This is a genomic window from Colwellia hornerae (assembly GCF_007954355.1).
Lineage (GTDB): Bacteria > Pseudomonadota > Gammaproteobacteria > Enterobacterales > Alteromonadaceae > Colwellia_A > Colwellia_A hornerae.
Genome location: NZ_VOLR01000030.1, coordinates 1 through 20,236 on the forward strand (window position 1 = coordinate 1; position 20,236 = coordinate 20,236).

The 20,236-nt window shown below is 37.6% G+C and carries 17 protein-coding genes; 13 read left to right on the forward strand and 4 right to left on the reverse strand.

Going from position 1 to position 20,236, the window contains the following annotated elements; genetic code table 11:
* Positions 1-487 precede the first annotated feature (487 nt).
* Positions 488-1,123 (reverse strand): PEP-CTERM sorting domain-containing protein, encoded by a 636-nt coding sequence (locus tag ESZ26_RS16675; RefSeq protein ID WP_146800643.1) that lies wholly within the window; start codon positions 1,121-1,123, stop codon positions 488-490.
* Between the two features lie 1,169 nt (positions 1,124-2,292).
* On the opposite strand from ESZ26_RS16675, the gene ompR reads away from it, so the two are divergent.
* The 3 genes from ompR (at position 2,293) to ESZ26_RS19285 (ending at position 4,584) form a co-directional block, all read left to right on the forward strand.
* Complete coding sequence (ompR, locus tag ESZ26_RS16680) at positions 2,293-3,018, forward strand: osmolarity response regulator transcription factor OmpR (protein ID WP_070375641.1); 726 nt, start codon at positions 2,293-2,295, stop codon at positions 3,016-3,018.
* Positions 3,019-3,076: 58 nt separating this feature from the next.
* On the forward strand, positions 3,077-4,372 hold the full coding sequence (gene envZ / locus ESZ26_RS16685) for a two-component system sensor histidine kinase EnvZ (protein ID WP_146800645.1): 1,296 nt from the start codon (positions 3,077-3,079) through the stop codon (positions 4,370-4,372).
* 62 nt (positions 4,373-4,434) lie between these two features.
* Positions 4,435-4,584 carry a hypothetical protein gene (locus ESZ26_RS19285; protein WP_170246406.1) on the forward strand — a complete coding sequence of 50 codons (150 nt, stop codon included), beginning with the start codon at positions 4,435-4,437 and terminating at the stop codon, positions 4,582-4,584.
* Here the strand turns inward: ESZ26_RS19285 and pckA are convergent.
* Both pckA and ESZ26_RS16695 read right to left on the reverse strand, forming a co-directional pair.
* Positions 4,575-6,185 (reverse strand): phosphoenolpyruvate carboxykinase (ATP), encoded by a 1,611-nt coding sequence (gene pckA / locus ESZ26_RS16690; RefSeq protein WP_146800647.1) that lies wholly within the window; start codon positions 6,183-6,185, stop codon positions 4,575-4,577. The two genes, ESZ26_RS19285 and pckA, sit on opposite strands and share 10 nt — an antisense overlap.
* A gap of 485 nt (positions 6,186-6,670) precedes the next feature.
* Positions 6,671-9,235, reverse strand: a complete 2,565-nt coding sequence (locus tag ESZ26_RS16695; RefSeq protein WP_146800649.1) for a penicillin-binding protein 1A — start codon at positions 9,233-9,235, stop codon at positions 6,671-6,673.
* Positions 9,236-9,420: 185 nt separating this feature from the next.
* Between ESZ26_RS16695 and ESZ26_RS16700 the strand changes: the two genes are divergently transcribed.
* The 9 genes from ESZ26_RS16700 to ESZ26_RS16740 all read left to right on the forward strand — a co-directional run bounded on the left by ESZ26_RS16700 (position 9,421) and on the right by ESZ26_RS16740 (position 18,409).
* Complete coding sequence (locus tag ESZ26_RS16700) at positions 9,421-10,500, forward strand: pilus assembly protein PilM (RefSeq protein WP_146800651.1); 1,080 nt, start codon at positions 9,421-9,423, stop codon at positions 10,498-10,500.
* Positions 10,488-11,078, forward strand: coding sequence for a PilN domain-containing protein (locus tag ESZ26_RS16705; protein ID WP_146800653.1), 591 nt, complete (start codon positions 10,488-10,490; stop codon positions 11,076-11,078). Before ESZ26_RS16700 ends, ESZ26_RS16705 begins: the two co-directional genes overlap by 13 nt.
* Positions 11,075-11,683, forward strand: a complete 609-nt coding sequence (locus tag ESZ26_RS16710) for a type IV pilus inner membrane component PilO (protein WP_146800655.1) — start codon at positions 11,075-11,077, stop codon at positions 11,681-11,683. The genes ESZ26_RS16705 and ESZ26_RS16710 overlap by 4 nt, the downstream gene beginning before the upstream one ends.
* A complete protein-coding gene (locus ESZ26_RS16715) occupies positions 11,680-12,219 on the forward strand; it encodes a pilus assembly protein PilP (RefSeq protein ID WP_146800657.1) in 540 nt (179 codons plus the stop codon). Before ESZ26_RS16710 ends, ESZ26_RS16715 begins: the two co-directional genes overlap by 4 nt.
* Positions 12,219-14,276, forward strand: a complete 2,058-nt coding sequence (locus ESZ26_RS16720) for a type IV pilus secretin PilQ (protein WP_211361237.1) — start codon at positions 12,219-12,221, stop codon at positions 14,274-14,276. The genes ESZ26_RS16715 and ESZ26_RS16720 overlap by 1 nt, the downstream gene beginning before the upstream one ends.
* Positions 14,277-14,433: 157 nt before the next feature.
* A complete protein-coding gene (aroK, locus tag ESZ26_RS16725; protein ID WP_070375650.1) occupies positions 14,434-14,952 on the forward strand; it encodes a shikimate kinase AroK in 519 nt (172 codons plus the stop codon).
* Positions 14,953-14,984: 32 nt separating this feature from the next.
* Positions 14,985-16,049, forward strand: coding sequence for a 3-dehydroquinate synthase (aroB, locus tag ESZ26_RS16730; RefSeq protein ID WP_146800659.1), 1,065 nt, complete (start codon positions 14,985-14,987; stop codon positions 16,047-16,049).
* A 24-nt stretch (positions 16,050-16,073) separates the two neighbouring features.
* Positions 16,074-17,501, forward strand: coding sequence for an SPOR domain-containing protein (locus ESZ26_RS16735; RefSeq protein WP_146800661.1), 1,428 nt, complete (start codon positions 16,074-16,076; stop codon positions 17,499-17,501).
* A gap of 89 nt (positions 17,502-17,590) precedes the next feature.
* The gene (locus tag ESZ26_RS16740) at positions 17,591-18,409 is read left to right on the forward strand and encodes a Dam family site-specific DNA-(adenine-N6)-methyltransferase (protein ID WP_211361238.1); all 819 of its coding nucleotides are present in this window, start codon (positions 17,591-17,593) and stop codon (positions 18,407-18,409) included.
* Positions 18,410-18,426: 17 nt separating this feature from the next.
* Here ESZ26_RS16740 and ESZ26_RS16745 read toward each other — a convergent pair whose 3' ends face one another.
* Positions 18,427-18,657, reverse strand: a complete 231-nt coding sequence (locus tag ESZ26_RS16745; RefSeq protein ID WP_223271695.1) for a DUF2970 domain-containing protein — start codon at positions 18,655-18,657, stop codon at positions 18,427-18,429.
* Between the two features lie 313 nt (positions 18,658-18,970).
* Between ESZ26_RS16745 and ESZ26_RS16750 the strand changes: the two genes are divergently transcribed.
* Positions 18,971-20,152, forward strand: a complete 1,182-nt coding sequence (locus tag ESZ26_RS16750; protein WP_146800662.1) for a sensor domain-containing diguanylate cyclase — start codon at positions 18,971-18,973, stop codon at positions 20,150-20,152.
* Positions 20,153-20,236 lie beyond the last annotated feature (84 nt).

Genomic DNA, 20,236 nt, shown 5'->3' on the forward strand with positions numbered 1-20,236 from the left:
GCTACTCATAGTTATTCAACGTCAGTGATTTTCTTAAATCCGTCTCACAGACAAGCAGAAAGCCCTAGCTAGTGTTCTGCTAAATATGATTAAGAATATACAAAAGCTAATGTCAGCTTTTGGCTAATTGAAGGCCTAAAGAATAACCTGAAACTAATGTCACCAAAGATACGAAACAGGACATTAGCCATTGCTAATTTAATTGCGACCATTTCGACAATTATTCGTAAAAAGGATAGGTTATGTATGGATGATTGTTTGTCAAAAACTATAAAAATGACACCCGTAGTGCCAAATAATCAGTTAAAGTGCCTGAAGGCTTTTACATATACGTCATAGCAAAGGATTATGTATCCTATGCTATTATTTTTAATGAAAATCACTGTTAAAGAATCATTAGGTGTCGAATATTTTTACCAATCATCAGATACAAAAAAACACCAATCATTACAACCAGTGTTTCCTATAATCAAACAATTTTAAATTATTAAGATTGTTTCTTAAATCGACGTGATGCTAAACCAATCATACCTAATGCAAAAATAGCAAGTGTAGATGGCTCTGGTACATCTCTAGATTGATTAGAACGACTGTAAGTAACATCATCAAACGATCCATAACTTAATGACTTTGCGTACGAAACCGAATTAAATAACGAGTTGTCATCAGACGCAATTCCAAAGAAAGAGCCAGACACCTGTATGCCAGAGTTCATTCCATTTAACGTCACCGCAGAATTACCATAATGTGAACCAAACTGCAGACCAAACGATGATATTCCTGATGTGAAATTGAATGCTCCGTTGTTATATGTCCATATAAAATCATCGTCAGCCGACTGCATCATAGGACTGTTATTAGTCGTACCACCGAAACTTGCGCTGCACCCGTCTCCATCTTCGCAGTTGTAATCGTTCATAGTCCAAGAAAAGTCATTGCTCCCTACTGTATGAGTAGAGCTCCCTCGGCTTGTTCCTGCGGACTCCAAATTATCAGTGATTTCGCCACCAATGTAGGCCTCGAATGACGCTCTATCGTTGAATGTTATTAAGCCGGCATTAGCAAAACTACTGACAACTAAAATAGTACTAACGAGTGCAGCTTTCAAAAATTTAAATTTCATTTGTTATTCCTTTTAATCCCTTTTCATATAATTTGGTAGGTGATCGTTAAAATAGTAATTTAGTAATTTAATACAAAAAACATACCAATATAAAAATATCAAACAATTTCAAAAAGATGGTGGATTACGCAGGTTTTAGCAAGGTAACATTGTAAAATAACTCGACACCAAAATAGCTCATCAACCAGTTGGTTTTCTATATATTATTGACAAGCTGTAATTTAAATTAGTATCAGTTGATGATTGAATTTCATCTTCAACCTGATATAAACCTCAAAAATATTCATACTTAAACCACGTAAAATACGTATTTTAGTAGTGTAATTCATCAAAACTTAGTGGTGCTAATTATTGCAACTAATCATATGAACACCACTATAGACCAGTGTATTCAAGACCTATCTACCACCTAGCAACTGACTTGTAATCAGTAGGTTTGATATGTTGTCCGTTGGTATTACTACAAGTTCAAGATGTTGATTTTAGGCGATAAACTATGTTCGTTGATATTAACGGATTTCGAATAAAACAAGGTAATTAAACTTAATAAATGCGTACTAACGGAGTTTTATCCGTTGTTAGTGACTTTGAACTCAAGCCTTAAACACGTCACAAAGACGAGTAGAAAATCTTGGCTAATATTACCCTAAATATGCTCCTGAATTTGCAAAGGCTTAATGTCCGCAATTGGCTATTAGTTGACGTAAGGATCAGCTAATATCCTATGACCACAATGGTGGTTTAGCTCAGACGCAGAATGAACGACTTGTTGGCACAAAGTTCTCATCAAAGTCTGATATTTTTAGCTATGGGGAATGTCTGCTATTGGGGAATTATCAGTGTAGTTTTATTGTTCAGCCATGTCCGCTATAAATCAAACATAGATAAATTTTTTGTCAAAATTTTTAAATATTAACTTCCGCTTAGCGACAGAAATAATCACATCTCGATAGTAATAAAAATGATAATAAGCTTCTATCTCATTTGATGGTTGATAATCTCAAATATTATACTTGGTCATAGAGGTTAGTTGTTATATCTCCTTATGCCTGTAAACCGGCAAATTTCATAAATTGTAACAAATACCTTAACTTTAATTCTTAACAGCAGCTTTATTATTACTTTTTTTAGATTATAGTGAACGGATGATTGTTATAGGATGACCCCCGATGAGTAATGAAACTAAAAAGATATTAGTAGTTGATGATGATATGCGCCTTCGAGCGCTTTTAGAGCGATATTTAGTTGAACAAGGTTTTGCAGTGCGTACTGCAGCGAGCTCAGAGCAAATGGATCGTTTACTTGAAAGAGAGAACTTTCACTTGTTAGTCTTAGATTTGATGTTACCTGGTGAAGATGGCTTATCTATATGTCGTCGTTTACGCCAACAATCCAATGATATGCCGATTGTCATGCTAACAGCAAAAGGTGATGAGGTTGATCGTATTATTGGTTTGGAACTCGGTGCTGATGATTATATGCCAAAACCTTTTAATCCAAGAGAATTATTAGCACGAATTAAAGCCGTATTAAGACGTAGGGTACAAGAAGCCCCTGGCGCTCCTTCACAAGAAGAAAACATTGTTTCTTTTGGTGAGTATCAACTTAACCTTGCAACTAGAGAGATGGTAAAAGGTGATATTAATATGCCTTTAACCAGTGGCGAATTTGCTGTTTTAAAAGCCCTGATCACTCACCCGAGAGAGCCACTTTCTCGTGATAAACTGATGAATTTAGCGCGTGGTCGTGATTATTCAGCTTTAGAGCGTAGTATTGATGTACAGGTTTCACGTTTAAGAAGAATGTTAGAAGTAGATCCGGCTAAACCTCGTTATATTCAAACGGTTTGGGGTTTAGGTTACGTTTTTGTACCTGAAGGTAAAGAAGTTAATTAGTGCATTTTAGACGGTCACGTACCTTATATCAGCTAAGACCCTACTATGGATGTAAACCATGAAAATATTACCACGTAGTGCCTTTGGTCAAACTGTACTCTTGATTGGTTTTTTGCTGTTGATTAATCAAGTTGTTTCTTGGGTATCTATGGTTTATTACATCATCCAACCTAATACTCAACTAACCAATGAGTTATTAGCAAAACAAGTACGGGTTGTGCTTATTGATATTGATGATGATCTGCTTAGAAAGGCATTCTCAACATCGTTTCAAGAAAAAACGGGTATTGAAGTTTATCGTGAAAGCGACGCATTATCGTCAGGGCTGGCAGAAGCTACCTATCTTGCTCATCGCTCTAAAGAGATGTCAAAATTACTTGACGGCGATGCTGAACTGAGATTGACCCAAGGAGGGGAGCAATATATATTCTGGATCAGGCCTCCGCAAGCGCCACATTATTGGATCAGAATTCCCCTTTCAGGTCTAGAAGAAGCAAACTTTTCTCCGCTTACTGTGGTGTTAATGTTTCTGGGCCTATTGAGTGTCATTGGCGGTTGGTTGTTTGTTCGGCAAATAAATCGTCCTTTAAAAGCACTGCAAAAAGCCGCAGAAGATGTTGGCCGTGGCGAGTTTCCTCAGCCATTGGCCGAGTTAGGTACCACTGAAATTGTTGCGGTAACTCAAGCTTTTAATCATATGTCTCGAGGTATAAAACAGCTTGAAGACGACCGTAACTTATTGATGGCCGGCATTTCTCATGATTTACGCACGCCATTAACCAGAATTCGCCTTGCGGCGGAGATGATGTCAACACAAGATGAGTTTTTAAAAGAGGGTATTGAAGGCGATATTGATGATATGAACAGTATTATTGATCAGTTTATCGACTACATTCGCCATAACAGTAAAGATAAGTCTGAGCTTTGCGATCTTAATCATTTAATTCATGATGTTATGCAAACTGAACTTATTTATGGTCGGCAAATAAATTTTTCTGAGGAAGAATTGCCTGCAATACCGCTACGTTTTGTCGCGATGAAAAGAGCTGTTGCTAATATTATCCAAAATGCCTTGCGCTACTCTGATGGTGACATCGAGATTACTACGGGAATGTCAGCGGATAAAAAGTCAGTTTATTTCTGTGTGTTTGACACCGGTCCTGGTATTCCTGAAGAAGATATAGAACGTTTGTTCCAACCTTTTACCCAAGGGGATGAAGCGCGTGGCGGAGAAGGGAGTGGTTTAGGCTTAGCGATAATAAAGAAAATAGTGAATACCCATGGTGGCGATGTTCTGTTAACTAACCGCGTAGAAGGCGGTTTATCAGCCAAGGTTTTATTACCGATTAAGTAAATTTTTTGAAATTCAAATATTAACCGTCACGTTGCAAAATGGACTGATGCCATGAAGGCAGGATGCCTAAGAATATTCATCCTGAACATATACGTTCTTTGCCATCCATGGCACCACGTTATACCGTTCATCCTGAACATAAAAAAGCCGCTGAACGTGCAGTTCAGCGGCTTTTTAGGTATAACATTAAAACATTAAGTCGTTATAGCTGAGGTCCAGCATCGACTAATGATTTACCATTGTCAGTATCAGTAAACTTAGTAAAGTTTTTAACAAAGCGCTTAGCTAAATCTTCTGCTTTAGTGTTCCACTCTTCTTTATCTGTGTAAGTATCACGAGGGTCGAGAATATCGCCTTCAACACCTGAAACGCTAGTTGGAATTTCTAAATTAAATAAGGGTAAAACAGTAGTTTCAGCGCTATCTATGGAACCATCTAGAATCGAATCAATAATCGCACGAGTAGCCTTTATTGAGATACGTTTACCCGTACCATTCCAACCGGTGTTAACTAAGTAAGCCTCAGCACCAACGGCTTGCATACGTTTACGTAGAACTTCAGCATACTGAGTAGGATGCAAGCTTAGGAAGGCTGCGCCAAAACAACTTGAGAATGTTGGCGTAGGCTTGGTAATACCACGTTCAGTTCCGGCTAGTTTTGCGGTAAAACCAGACAAAAAATAATATTCAGTTTGTGCAGGTGTTAATTTTGAAACGGGTGGTAATACACCAAAAGCATCGGCAGTTAAGAAAATAACTTTTTTAGCATGGCCAGCACGAGAAATTGGCTTAACGATATTTTCAATGTGATCAATAGGGTATGAAACACGGGTGTTTTCAGTTTTTGAGTTATCGTCAAAATCAATTTTACCATGCTCATCAACGCTAACATTTTCTAATAATGCATTACGACGAATCGCATTGTAAATGTCAGGTTCATTTTCTTTGCTTAAGTTGATTGTTTTAGCGTAACAACCACCTTCAAAGTTGAAAACGCCATTATCATCCCAGCCATGTTCATCATCGCCGATAAGTTGACGTTTAGGGTCAGTAGAAAGTGTTGTTTTACCTGTACCCGACAAGCCGAAAAATATCGCAACATCACCTTCTTCACCAACGTTTGCACTACAGTGCATTGAAGCAATACCTTTTAAAGGTAATAGGTAGTTCATCATTGAGAACATACCTTTTTTCATTTCTCCGCCGTACCAAGTACCGCCGATTAATTGAATTTTTTCAGTGAGGTTAAAGGCAACAAAGTTTTCAGAGTTAAGACCTTGTTCTTGCCATTTATCGTTAGTTGTTTTAGCACCATTCATTACGATGAAATCGGGTTCGTAATCTTTTAACTCTTCATCTGAAGGGCGAATAAACATGTTTTTAACAAAGTGAGCTTGCCACGCAACTTGTGTGATAAAGCGAACCTTTAAACGAGTATCGGCATTTGCTCCACAGTAGGTATCAACGACAAATAAACGCTGTTTAGAAAGCTGGGTAGTTACTAAAGTCTTTAAATGATCCCATGTTTCTTGAGTCATTGGTTTGTTATCGTTCTTACCTTGGTCAGACCACCAAACCGTATCACGGCTAGTATCATCGCGAACAATATACTTATCTTTAGGTGAACGGCCAGTAAAAATACCTGTATCGACGTTAACCGCGCCAAGCTCGGTTTCTATGCCTTTATCAAAACCGGTAAGTTCAGACTTTGTTTCTTCAGCAAAGAGTAACTCATAAGAAGGGTTGTAAACAATCTCGGCAACATCATTGATGCCATATACAGATAAATCAATTGAGCTTTCTAAAGAAGCCATAGCGAATACTCTCCTAAAAGTATGACGGTGAACATTTGTGTGTGTTAAACATGTTTGAGGTCGCAATTTTAGGCGATTATTAGGCAAAACGAAAGTAAAATTTCTTTCGTTGTGAAAGTTTTCACTATAACTTTCATTTATAGTAGGGGGGGCAAATTAGAGGTCATCAAATATTTAGATTAAATATTTTGTTATTAGGTCAATGGAAATTTATTTTAATTCTTTTAATACAGTAAGTTATTGTTTTATTTTTTTACTTTGTATGAACAATAAAGCTTTAGATTATGACGTTGATTCACATAATCTAAAGTAAATTTATTTTTATAAAAGAGATAAAACAATTAAAAAAATGTTTTGTTTTGTAAGAAATAAGTTGCAAATGAAAGTTATAAAAGACAAAAGTTGATAATAACAATAAATTACAGCACAGAGATCACTTACATTTGATAGGCGACTAATGATATGACTAGAAAGTTATCGCTTAATTAAAAAATATCATCATTACTACTCTCATCAAAAATACGCGAGCCATCAAGTATCTCACTACTATTGTCTTGCGTTACCGATTCCGTTGGCGCAGTGCCAAACTGAAAATATTCAAAAAAACTCGTTTTATCGGTTTTATTGGTCAGTTTACCGGTACTTTTATCAATGCGTACCGACACTATATCAACAGGTTGAATAAAAGGTTCTTCGGGATGAGCAGCTAATGCTACTGCCATAAAGTCGATCCAAGCTGGTTGAGCAGATTTTGCGCCAGCTTCGCCACCAGTAACTTGGTATTTATCTAGATTACTATTATAACGGGTTCTACCTAAATTTCTGCTAGGATCATCAAAACCGACCCAAGACGTTGTGACTAATCGGCGACTAAAGCCAGAAAACCAAGCATCTTTTGATTGGTTTGTTGTCCCTGTCTTTCCTGCAATATCATGTCGTTTTAATGTTTGCGCCCGCCATCCTGTACCTCGCCAAAACGGTTTCATTTGGTAGTCTGAACCCCAAATTGCCGCATTCAATGCCTGTGTTACCAAAAAGGCATTCTGTGCACTAATCACTCGCTCAGCTTTAATAAGTGGAGGTGTTTCTTTTTTAGGTAAAAGGTCAAACGGGTCTAAAATATTATCAATATCTTGTTGTTTATTTTCTAGTGAACAGGGATCACAGGCCATTGCTGGGTTGGCTTGAAAGAGAATCTTACCAAATGAGTCTTCTATTCTATCAATCAAATAGGGTCTAATTAAATAACCGCCATTAGCAAAAGTTGCAAATCCGGTAGCAACTTCTAAAGGTGTTAAAGACGCAGAGCCCAGCGCAAGTGACTCGTTTCGAGGTAAATCGTTTGGTACAAAGCCAAAAGCCGCTAAATGAGGAATGATGTTATCTAGACCGACCGCTCTTAATAGACGTACGGCGATGACATTTTTAGATTGTGCTAATGCTAAGCGGACACGAATGTCACCGTTATAGATAGGGGGAGAGTTCTCTGGCCGCCAAACAACACCTGAACTTTGATCCCACTGGTTAATTGGCGCATCATTTACCAGTGTGGCTAAGGTAAAGCCATTATCTAACGCTGCTGAGTAAATGAAGGGCTTGATGTTAGAGCCGACTTGGCGTTTGGCTTGTGTGACTCGATTAAATTGGCTTTGTTGAAAGCTAAAACCGCCAATTGCTGCTTTTATCGCACCATTGTCTGTTGATAAAGAGACAAGAGCAGAACTGACTTCGGGTAGCTGACTTAATGTAAAACCTTGTGCGGTTTTAATAACAAATACAAGATCACCATAGTTAAGTATTTCACTGGCAACCTTAGGTGCAGCACCTTGTTTTTCATCATTAATAAATTCGCGAGCCCATGACATACCTTGCCATAAAATTTCGCCTTCTTGTAAAATGGTCTGAGTATTTTCTTGATGACTTAAAAATTTAATCGTCGCTGATTGTTCAGCAACATCGGTGATCACCGCAGGGAAAAGTGTTTGATAATTATCTATTTTGTTAAGCGCTTCGATGACTTCCTCATCGCTGAGCTCAGCTGTTTGATCGATAACATTTTCGTTTTTAGCTAGCTCTGGACGTAAAGAAACCACAGCGCCACGATAACCATGGCGTAAATCATAGGAAAGGAGATTGTTGATAACCGCTTTTTGTGCCGCGCTTTGAAGGGTTGAATCAACGGTTAAATAAACATTATAACCACCGGTATAAGCAAGTTCTTTTCCGTAAAGATCTACCATCTCTTGATGTGCCATTTCTGCTATATAAGGCGCATTCAACTCGATCTCTATACTGTGCCTTTTACCGGAGATAGGCGCTTGGTTTGCTTGCGCTAACTCTGCTGAATTAATATATCCTGCACTATACATACGCTGTAAAACAATGGCACGATTAGCTTTGGCGTTTCTAGGCGAGCTAATAGGGTTTCTGTTAGAAGGTGCTTTAGGCAAGCCAGCAAGCACAGCTATTTGTGCCAGAGTTAAGTCTTTAACATCTTTACCGTAATAGACTTGTGCCGCCGCGCCAAAACCAAAGCTACGATGACTTAAGGGGATTTTGTTCATGTACAGGGCAAGTATTTCATCTTTTGTCAGGAGACTTTCAATATGAAAAGTTAAAAATATTTCACGGATTTTTCGGGTGTAGGTTACTTCAGAGGATAAGAAAAAATTTCGTGCCACTTGCATGGTAATGGTACTTGCACCCCCTTTGTTTTGTCCCATCAGTTTACCGAGTACCGCTCTGCCCATTCCTATCGGGTCGACACCAAAATGTGAATAAAAGCGATCGTCTTCACTGGCTAAAATGGCATTAATCAGTTGTTGTGGGAATTCATTAAGCTTTAAAGGGATGCGTTTTTTCTCGCCAAACTGATTAATTAACTTATTATCAGCACTAAAGATTTGCATTGGCGTTTGCCATTGCATGTCTTTTAGTGAGGTGACGCTGGGTAATTCACTGCGCATTGATAAATATAAAGCGGCTAAAGATAAACAAGCTAAAAATATAAAAATTAGCCCTACTTTTATGAGACGTTTAAATAAAAGCACTAAATTTTTCTCTCAATATTGGACAAAAAAACGATTAATAACACTAGTATATCCTGTAAAAGCATGCAATAAATGTATTTATCTCAGGTTTGTGCCTAATATATAGCAATGCAATAAAGTTTATTTTGATTTATTTATTTAAATTGTGTCGTTATTGGTTAATTTACTCATATTAGTAGGATGTTATGCTCAGCAGTCTTTTTAAAAAGAACACATCTTTAATAGTTGGTATTGATATTGGTTCTCATGCAGTAAAAGCGGTTTTGTTAAGTCAAGATGATGACGGGTATGTACTTGAAGCCTTGGCAACAGAGCTTATGCCCCGTGGCGCTATTATTGACCGAGAAATTCAAGACATCGATGCTGTTGGCAAAGTTGTTACTAAAATTAGAAAAGAAATTGCCTCTTCAGTTCATCAAGCTGCGGCAGCCGTTTCTGGACAAACCGTTATTACTAAAGTTATCTATATGGATGTCAATTTGTCTGAGTACGAGCTTGCCAGTCAAATTGAAATTGAAGCCGATAGCTTAATTCCTTACCCTTTAGATGAAGTGAGTTTAGATTTTGAAAAACTCGATATTAATGAATCAGACCCCACCAAGGTTAATGTTTTATTAAGTGCTGCTCGAACCGAATCAGTAGAAGCGAGAGTTGCCGCTTTAGAGTTGGGGGGATTTCAAACTAAGGTTATTGATGTTGAGTCATATGCGGTTAGTCGTGCCTACGATCTGAGTTTATCGCAATTACCCGATGATGCTAAAGATAAAACGGTTGCTATAGTTGATGTTGGCGCGGTAATGACCTTATTTTCTGTGACTGATGCCGGCGCACATATTTATAGCCGTGATCAACTCTTTGGCGGCGAACAATACACACGTTCAATTGTTTCGTATTACAATCAAACTTTTGAAGAAGCCGAGCATGCCAAAATAACGAATGACTTACCGCCTAATTATACCTTTGAAGTTTTAGGGCCGTTTCATACCATTTTTACACAGCAAATTCGTCGGGCGATACAAATGTTCTTAACCTCAAGCGGAAAAAAGAAAATAGATTATCTTATTATTTCCGGTGGTAGTGCTAATGTTGAAGGTCTTGAAGCCTTGTTAACCGAAGAATTAGGTATCCATACTATTATTGCTAACCCTTTTAAATCGATGACCGTTGCCGACACTGTAGATAAAGACGTGTTAGATAAAACCGCCGCTCAATATATGGTAGCGGCAGGTTTAGCATTGAGGAGCTTTGTTTCATGGCATTTATAAATTTACTCCCATGGCGTGAAGAAGCTGAAAAAGCACAACAACGAGAGTATTTCACCCTACTTACCATTGTTGCCGTAATCGCCTTTGCACTGGTTTTTATTATTAGTCAATTTTATCAAATGCGTATTGATGGTCAAAATTCACGTAATCAGTTTTTAAAAACAGAAATTGGTCTTTTAGACGCCCGTATTATAAAAATCAAAGACTTAAAAGAGAAGAAAAAAGAATTACAAAAAAGAACTCAAGTGGTCGAACAACTCCAGCGAAGCCGGAATGTAGGTACCCAAGTTTTTGATGAAATAGCCAAAGTCGTGCCAAATGGTGTTTATTTGACTCGTCTTGAAAAACAGGGCAACAGTATTAAAATTATTGGAAAAAGTGAGTCGAATAACCATTTAGCAAATATGATCCGTGAAATAGAGCGCTCGCTGTTATTCACCGATGCAATTTTAGAATCTATTACGACCAATGAAGCAAAAAATAAATTATTGAGTGACTTTAAAATGCGGGTGCGTATTAAAGGCTTATTAAATAGTGGAGATGACGGAAAAGTGATCACTAACGGAGATAAATCATGAACATAGATTTAACTCAATTCTTTGAACAATTTGAAGGCTTAGAGGCTGATAATGTTGGGCAATGGCCAAAAGCAGCCAAAGTAACATTAGCCGTTTTTATCGCTATCGTGGTTTTGGTGTTAGGTTATTTTTTATTAATCAGTGATAAAATAACGACTCTTGATAATTACGTGGCGGAAGAAGTCTCACTTAAAAGCCAATATCAAATTAAATATCATGTGGCTGCTAATTTAGAATTATTTGAACAGCAAATGAAAGAAGCCGAGGCCTTATTTGCCAATCAATTAAGAAGTCTGCCTGAAAGCCATGAAACGCCTGGCTTACTTGACGATATAACGTTTGTTGGAACCACGAGTGGGCTGAAATTTGTCAAACTCAATTGGCAGCCAGAAATAACCCGTGAAATTTATATTGAACTTCCTATTGATATTGAAGTGGTTGGTTCATATCATGAGTTTGGTAACTTTGTTAGTAAAATTGCCGGGTTACCTCGTATTGTTACTTTGCATGATTTTGATGTCGATATTAATAATATGGAAAATGGTTTATTGGGTTTAAAACTACAAGCAAAAACTTATCGTTATCGTGAGGCTGAAGAAAAATGAAAAAATCAGTCTTATTTCTCACGATTATTATTGGCACCACTGGTTGTTTTGATGATACCAGTGACTTGCGTACCCACATAGCGAAGGTGCACGAAAATACACCTAATATCATCGAACCTATGCCGGTAATTTCAAAGTTTGGTCATTTTGACTATTCAGCGCAAGCATTACGTAGTCCATTTGATAAACCAGAAGCGGAAGCCATTCAGCAGAAAATCCAACAAATGTCAGGATGTTTAAGTCCAGATCCTCGTCGACGTAAACAACCCTTGGAAAAGTATCCGCTCAGCAATTTATCAATGCGAGGAACTTTAGGGGAACAAGAGATTATTTGGGCACTTGTTGAAGCTTCTGATGCCACTTTACATAGAGTGGCTGTTGGAAGTTATTTAGGACTGAACCATGGTCGCATTTCAATGGTAAACTCATTTGATGTTAAAGTTATAGAATTAATTCCTGATGGCGCTGGTTGTTGGGTAGAACGTGAAACGACGCTTAAAATGGTCAAATCAGGTACAGAGGGGCAAGGGAAGTAATGTTGCTATTTAATAAAATGAAACGTCATCAGTCAGTTACATTAACGGTAACGCAAAGTGTTATCACAGCAGTGATGCTCTATTCTTTGGCTTTTTCAGCATGGTCTAGTGATCTAATCGGTATTAAATATAATACTTTACAGAATGATGAAATAGAGTTGCAGTTTGAACTCACTGAAAAAATTGTTAATCAGCCGGTAATGAAAACGGCGATGAACCCTGCTCAAATAACCATCACCTTTGATGCAGATGAGTTTAATGAAGAGCTATTAAAAACCACGGTTGAACATGCAGGTGTTAGCCATGTTAGTGTGCAAAAATTAGCTGGGCAAGTTGTTGCTACTGTGCATTTAAATCAACTCTCAGTATTTGATATTAAGCAAAATGGCAAGATCTTCTCCTTAATCCTTAATAAGGGAGTTGACGATTCACCGGTCACAAATATCAACCCATTAGGCAATAACTTTATTAACAACATTGATTCGATAGATTTTCGAAATGGTGAAAATGATGAAGCGCAAATACTCGTTTATCTTGATGACAGTATGGTTGCCGTAGATGTGGCTGACAAACTTGGCAAGCTGTATATTGAATTCCATAACACCCAGATTATTGACGACCTACTTTACAAGTTAGATGTTACTGACTTTGGTACCTTAGTCACCGGCATTGAAACATTTAGAGATGGTCGTAATGCAAAGTTTATTGTTGATATCAATAGTGATTTTACCTTCAAGCACCAACAGCTTAATAATGTTTTTTCATTGACGGTCGTTAAAAACGATAAAGCGCCTGGTTATTTAGAAGAAGATGCCGACTTTAGTGGTCGCGCTATTTCCTTAAATTTTCAAGACATTCCTGTTCGAACGGTTTTACAAATAATCGCCGATTACAATGGCTTTAATTTAGTGACCAGCGATAGTGTATCTGGAAATGTAACTTTACGTTTAGATGGCGTGCCCTGGGATCAGGCCCTTGATATTATATTAAAAGTTAAAGGCTTAGATAAGCGTATGGAAGGCAACATATTGATGGTTGCTCCAAGCGATGAGCTTTCTGCACGCGAAGCCCGTGATTTACAAGCTAAGCAGCAAGTTGCTGAGCTCGCACCGTTATACTCAGAATATGTACAAGTAAATTACGCTAAGGCAACAGACTTTGCTAACTTAATTAAAAATGATGAAAATAGCATTTTATCAACACGTGGTAGTGTCAGTGTTGATGAGCGGACAAATACCTTATTAATTCGTGATACCGCGAAAAGTATCGAAGATATAAAACGTATGGTAAATGTTTTAGATATCCCCGTACGCCAAGTTATTATAGAAGCACGTATGGTAACCGTAAAAGACAGTATTAATGAAGAGTTAGGCATACGCTGGGGTGTTACCGATACCGATGGTGAATATGCCGGTTCTGGCTCATTAGAGGGAGCTAATTCTGCAGCAAGTGGCCTGGTTCCTAATTTAGCCGACCGATTAAATGTTAACTTACCGGTAGCAAACCCTGCCGGTAGTATTGCTTTTCAAGTGGCGCGATTAGCCGATGGAACTATATTAGATCTTGAATTGAGTGCGATGGAGAAAGAAAATAAGGGTGAAATCATTGCTAGCCCAAGAATTACTACTGCAAATCAAAAACAAGCCTATATTGAGCAAGGGGTCGAAATACCCTACCAAGAGGCATCTTCAAGTGGCGCGACGTCGACCCAATTCAAAAAAGCGGTGCTGAGTTTAACGGTAACACCACACATTACTCCAGACGATCGCATTATTCTTGATTTAGTCGTTACTCAAGATACTGTCTCTGATGTACAAAGTGGCCAAGCACCGGCAATTGACACTCAGCGTATCGGTACACAAGTGTTAGTTAATAATGGTGAAACGATTGTACTTGGCGGTATTTATCAACAAGCTATTATCAGTACGGTATCGAAAGTTCCTGTTTTAGGCGATATTCCCTATTTTGGTTGGCTATTTAGAAATAGCAACAACTTTAATGAGAAAAAAGAATTATTAATTTTTGTCACACCACGCATCGTAACTGAGCGTTTTTAAACAACTTTGTGAGTTACTGAGTAATTTCATTTTATTTTCGTCTTAGTTAACTTGCAATGTACACCGAACAATTGCGATAATTACGCCCTCAAAATTTTCGGAGGGGGTTCCCTCATATTTGTAAACGTAATTATTTATACGAGCTGAAGTTAATCTAATGGCAGAAAAACGTAATATTTTCCTTATCGGCCCTATGGGCGCTGGTAAAAGTACAATTGGTAGAGAATTAGCTGATAGGCTACATCTTGAGTTTTTTGACTCTGATCAGGAAATAGAGCGCCGAACAGGTGCAGATATCGCATGGGTTTTTGATCTTGAAGGCGAAGAAGGCTTTCGCAAAAGAGAAGAAGGTGTAATTGAAGACCTAAGTGAAAAACAAGGTATTGTTTTAGCGACTGGTGGTGGTTCAGTGATCAGTACACAGGTACGTAATCGCTTATCAGCACGAGGCATAGTTGTCTACTTAGAAACAACTATCGACAAGCAAGTGGCTCGTACGCAGCGTGACCGAAAACGTCCATTGTTGCAAACCTCTGAAGAGCCACGCACAGTACTTGAGAATCTAGCAATAGAACGCAATCCTTTATATGAAGAAATTGCTGACGTTATTGTAAAAACGGATGATCAAAGTGCTAAAGTTGTTGCCCATAAAATTGTTGAGCGCTTAGATTTCTAAAAGCGGCTAGGCACTCAAAAAAAGATCCTAAAATGACAACGCTAAATGTTGAACTCGGCACACGCAGTTACCCGATCTATATTGATAGTGGGCTATTAACTAATAATAGTCTGCTTACTCAACATATCCGTGGTAAACGAGTCTGTATTGTTTCTAACAATATTGTTAAGCCGTTATATCTTGCTACTTTAAAAGCAAAACTAAGTGCTTTCCAAGTTGACGAAATTATATTGCCTGACGGTGAAGCCCAAAAATCACTGGCAAACTTTGATGTGATCATGTCACACCTACTTGCCAATGGTCATGGACGAGATTCGACATTGATCGCTTTAGGCGGCGGTGTTATTGGTGATATTACCGGCTTTGCTGCCGCATGTTACCAACGCGGGATTAACTTTATTCAAGTCCCGACAACCTTACTTTCTCAAGTCGATTCTTCTGTCGGTGGGAAAACAGCGGTTAATCATCCTTTAGGTAAAAATATGATTGGCGCTTTCTACCAGCCGAAAGCCGTTCTTATTGATATTGACAGCCTAAGCACTTTACCCATCCGCGAATTTAATGCCGGTATGGCTGAAGTGATTAAGTACGGTATCTTAGGCGATGGTGATTTTTTTACTTGGTTAGAAAACAACATTGAAAAAATAAAATCAGCGGATAAAAATACGCTAATTGAAATGGTTAAAACTTGCTGCCAATGCAAAGCAGATATTGTTGCGGCTGACGAAACCGAATCAGGCGTGCGGGCATTATTAAATTTAGGCCATACTTTTGGCCATGCTATCGAAGCCGATCAAGGTTACGGTAACTGGCTTCATGGCGAAGCAGTCGCTACTGGCATGGTACTTGCCTCTAAGTTATCAGTCGCAATGAATTTGCTTGAAGCGTCAGATCTTCGTCGTATAGAAACATTAATTGCCGCGTTTGATTTACCACTAATAGCTCCTGAAAGTATGGGCTTTGAAGAATTTATTTGTCACATGCGTCGTGACAAAAAGAATTTGGCGGGTGTATTACGTTTAATCGTACCCACAGCTATTGGTCAATCAGAAATGCGTGATGATATTAGTGAGGAGATGCTTCAACAAATTCTGTAATTTTTAATACAGAACAGGTGAAACATGTCTGCACAAGCACATGCCACAGAATATAATGCTCCACAAAGTGTAACCACCATTAGCGCTAATGCGCGTGTTGATTATATTTTACGCTTTTCAAAGCATGCTGTTTTGGTCGTTGACCAAGATGCCAATGTTTATTCTCAAGTAGCGAGTCAGTTTCTTGGCTCTTTGGGTAATGATCACAATGCTGCTTTTATCGCAATCTCACCTAAATTAAACGACATTCAAATTCGTTGCCGTATTGTTGAGCAACTTTTCGCTGATACTCTATTTGATCCGGAGCAGTCATTGGCTGTTAGCTTGATTAATTTATCTAAGCAAGAAAAGCAAACCATTGATATTGTCATCGAGCATGCCCAGTTTCTGTCTGTACAAATTTTACATGAATTATGTCAATTAACTGACATTGCTAAAAAAGCCAATTATGCGATCAGTGTCCTTATGCTTGGCACGCCAAAAGCCGGACTTTTACTGGCACAAAATAAATCACTGTTCCATAAAAAAATATCGGTTTTATCTGGAGAAACAGGCCAGTTATTAACCCTTAACTCAAAAGCATTCAAAGTGAGAACGTCATTTTTTCAATTTAGCCGTTTCACTCAATGGACCTTAATTTTTATCAGTTTCGTGATTTGTTTAGGGTCAACAGGTTATTGGTTGTTTCAACAAGATGTTTTTAGTGTCGATACTCAGCTTAAATTGCAAGCGGTGCCAGCAAACTCGACTAGTATCATTTCAGCTTATAACAATAAAAAGGTTAGTGTGTCAGCAAAAAGTGCAGATATATTTCTTTCTTTAACCGCACCTGAACAAACGGTAAAAACCCTAATTAGTCTACCGGCAGAGCCAACTGATATAGTTCAAGCGATTATTCATAAGGAACATTACGTAGCTGATTCGAGAGACTCAATACTGACTAATAAAGTTAAGCGCTTTGAATCGTTTCTTGATAAAAAAGCGCTTACTGAAAATAAGGCCTCAGATACCTCAATATCAGAAAAAATTGCAATAGACGTACTAGCCACTAAAAAACCTGAAAATGTAGTGACTACACAAGTTACTCAACCACTTATGCAAGCAAATCTAATAGCGAAAAAGGGCACAGCAAGCTCGATTGAAGGTATTGACACCCAAGCCAATTATTATATAAGCGCACAAACTGGCTTTGTTATTCAAATTGCCGGTTTTACTCGTCTTTCAGTATATCAAGAGTTTTTACCTGATTTTAAGGGGCTCAACATTAAAAGCTACTACCGACTGTTTAACCAACAACCTATGCTGATGATAACCTCTGAGGTTTTTAACACTCGTTTGGCTGCAGAAAAGGCCGTTACGCTACTGCCTAGTAGTATTAAAGTCTATCAGCCGTGGGTAAAGTCACTTCAAGCAATTAATAATGAAATCAATGCTTATCAAGACTCCCAATAATAAGCTAATCAGGATACAATTCGTTTTCTATTTTAAACGTCTATTTAAGCCTCGCACTTAAATAATGAGTTGTAAGGCAAATCGGTTAAATGATCAAAAAGCATCGAGCATTTTTAAAGTGGGCTGGCGGAAAATATGGCCTCAGCGATGTAATTAACAAAATGTTACCCAAAGGGGATCGCTTAATAGAACCTTTTGTGGGTGCTGGCTCGGTATTTCTCAACAGTAATTTTGACCATTACTTGTTAAATGATATAAACCAAGACTTAATCAACCTCTATAATATTATTAAAGAAAATCCGCAAAAATTCATCAAAGATTCGGCGATATACTTCACGCCAGAATATAATCAATCTGAAGTTTATTATCAGTTACGCAAAGAGTTTAATGCGAGTACTGACAGCTATTTTCGTTCGCTGGTTTTTCTTTATATGAACCGTCATGGTTATAATGGCTTATGTCGATATAATAAATCGGGTGGTTATAATGTGCCCTTTGGTAAGTATAAACGTCCATATTTTCCTGAAAATGAAATGTTATATTTTGCGGAAAAAGCCAAGAAAGCGACTTTTGTTTGTGAAGGCTATCGCGAAACATTTGCCAGGGCGAAAAGTGGCGATGTTATTTACTGTGATCCACCCTATGTACCATTAAGTAAAACGGCTAGTTTTACCAGTTATGTTGGCAATGGCTTTGGTTTGGATGAACAAGCTGACTTAGCTAATATTGCTGAAGAGATCACTGAGCAAGATAAAATATCAGTATTGATCAGTAATCATGACACTATCTGGACACGTAAAATATATCAGCATGCCAGTAAGCAAAAAACGATACAAGTGTCGCGCACTATTAGTCAAAAGGCCAATAAGCGTAATAAAGTTGCAGAGTTGCTCGTACTCTACAAGTAATATTTTAGTTACTTGTACTAAGGTAAAACTAAAGATACGGCTGCAAACAACACGCCAATAAAAATAGCGACACCTATTACACCGGCAATGATGAAGTGGCTTAACTTTCCTTCACTAAAATCTCTATCTCGGTTTTTATTACTTTGTACGCCAAAAAAAGCGGCGCCGACACTTTTCGCGGTCGCTTTAAAACCACTGTTTCTATCTGAAGAGTTTGACTTTTTTGATAAGTTTTCTGTTGGCATCATATGATATTCTTGTTGGGCGATAGATGATAATCGCTTACTTTACGCACTAAAACAATCCTAAATGTATTTCATCCTTATTATCTGTAGGTTGTAGCACTATCGAACGAGCAACTTATTTTAAGGTAATCACGAACTTGATGGGGATGAACAATTATTACCTGTTTAACAGAGCAGGGTAAAGTAGATATAAATCATAAAAAATGCATATATTTTTGACAGGAAAATATAGCTAGTCTATGCTAAATTGCATATTTGTCTAATATGACGATTATTTATCTAATTTACTGATAACCAGTAGAAAAAGGATTTTCCATTGAATACGGATTTACTTAATTATGTTAACTTTCCAGCTTTAATTATTAATGAACAAGGGACTGTAGTTAGTCGAAGTAAACACATCAAACATAAATATCATATTAACGAAGGAGACGACTTCTTTGCATTATGTGACAGTAAAGTTAGCTTATCTGAATTCATTATCAATTTTTCTAATATGCCCTTAGGCTCTAATGATAAATGCTTAACACATTTTAGTTTTATTAAAAAAAATATAGAAGTGTATGTCAGTATTATCAGTAAACAGCCAATTCTTTTCCTTATTGAATATAGCGCTGAACTGCTACAGGATTCATCTGTTGTCGATTTAGTCGATCATTCGAATAATTTATTGTCCTTGGTCGATAAAAACTATCATTACCTATCGGTTAATGAACAGTATAGTCATAAATGGGGCTTGCAAAAAGCGGATATTATTAACCAACATGTCACGACGGTCTTAGGAGAAGAAGCGTTTAATAAAGTCGTAAAGAAAGAGCTCGATTTATGTTTTTCTGGCAAGATAAGAACGTATACTGACTGGTTTTATTCAGAAAATAAAAAGCAAATGCTCTTTCTCAAAGTCGCCTATCAACCTGTTTTTGATAGTGATTCTGACCAGGTTAAATCTGTAGCAGTTACAGTGACAGATATTACCGATATTCAAGTGCTTAATGAAAAACTGACTGAACAAGCCTTTCACGATTCGTTAACCACCTTGGATAATCGATACGCTTTAATGGCATATTTTGATAAACTTTCTGCAACACTGACCAGAAATGATTGTTACAGTCTAGTAATGATAGACTTGGATGACTTTAAACGTGTTAATGATTCTTACGGTCATAATATTGGTGATGAACTGTTAAAAGCTTTTGCGGTTAACTTAAAAAACACCTTACGTGCTGAAGACTTTTGTTGTCGATGGGGCGGAGATGAATTTGTGCTGTTATTAGCGCAAGGAAACACAGTTCAAACATTGGCAACCGCTAAAGAAAATATTAACCAACGATTCCATCAACTGCAAGAGAAAATTTACCATGTCGGCAAACATAAATTATCATTAAAGTTTTCCTTTGGTTTAGCGTTATTTCCTCAACAATCCAAAGGCTTAGAGAAATTAATTTCGATGGCTGATAGTAAAATGTATCTTGACAAAAAACTGCAAAAGACCAATTAAGCTTTATCTTGTTAAAGGTGCCAGTAAGAGCTTGTGCCTTTAGATAGTCATTAAATATGATAAAGCCAGTAACATTATTACTGG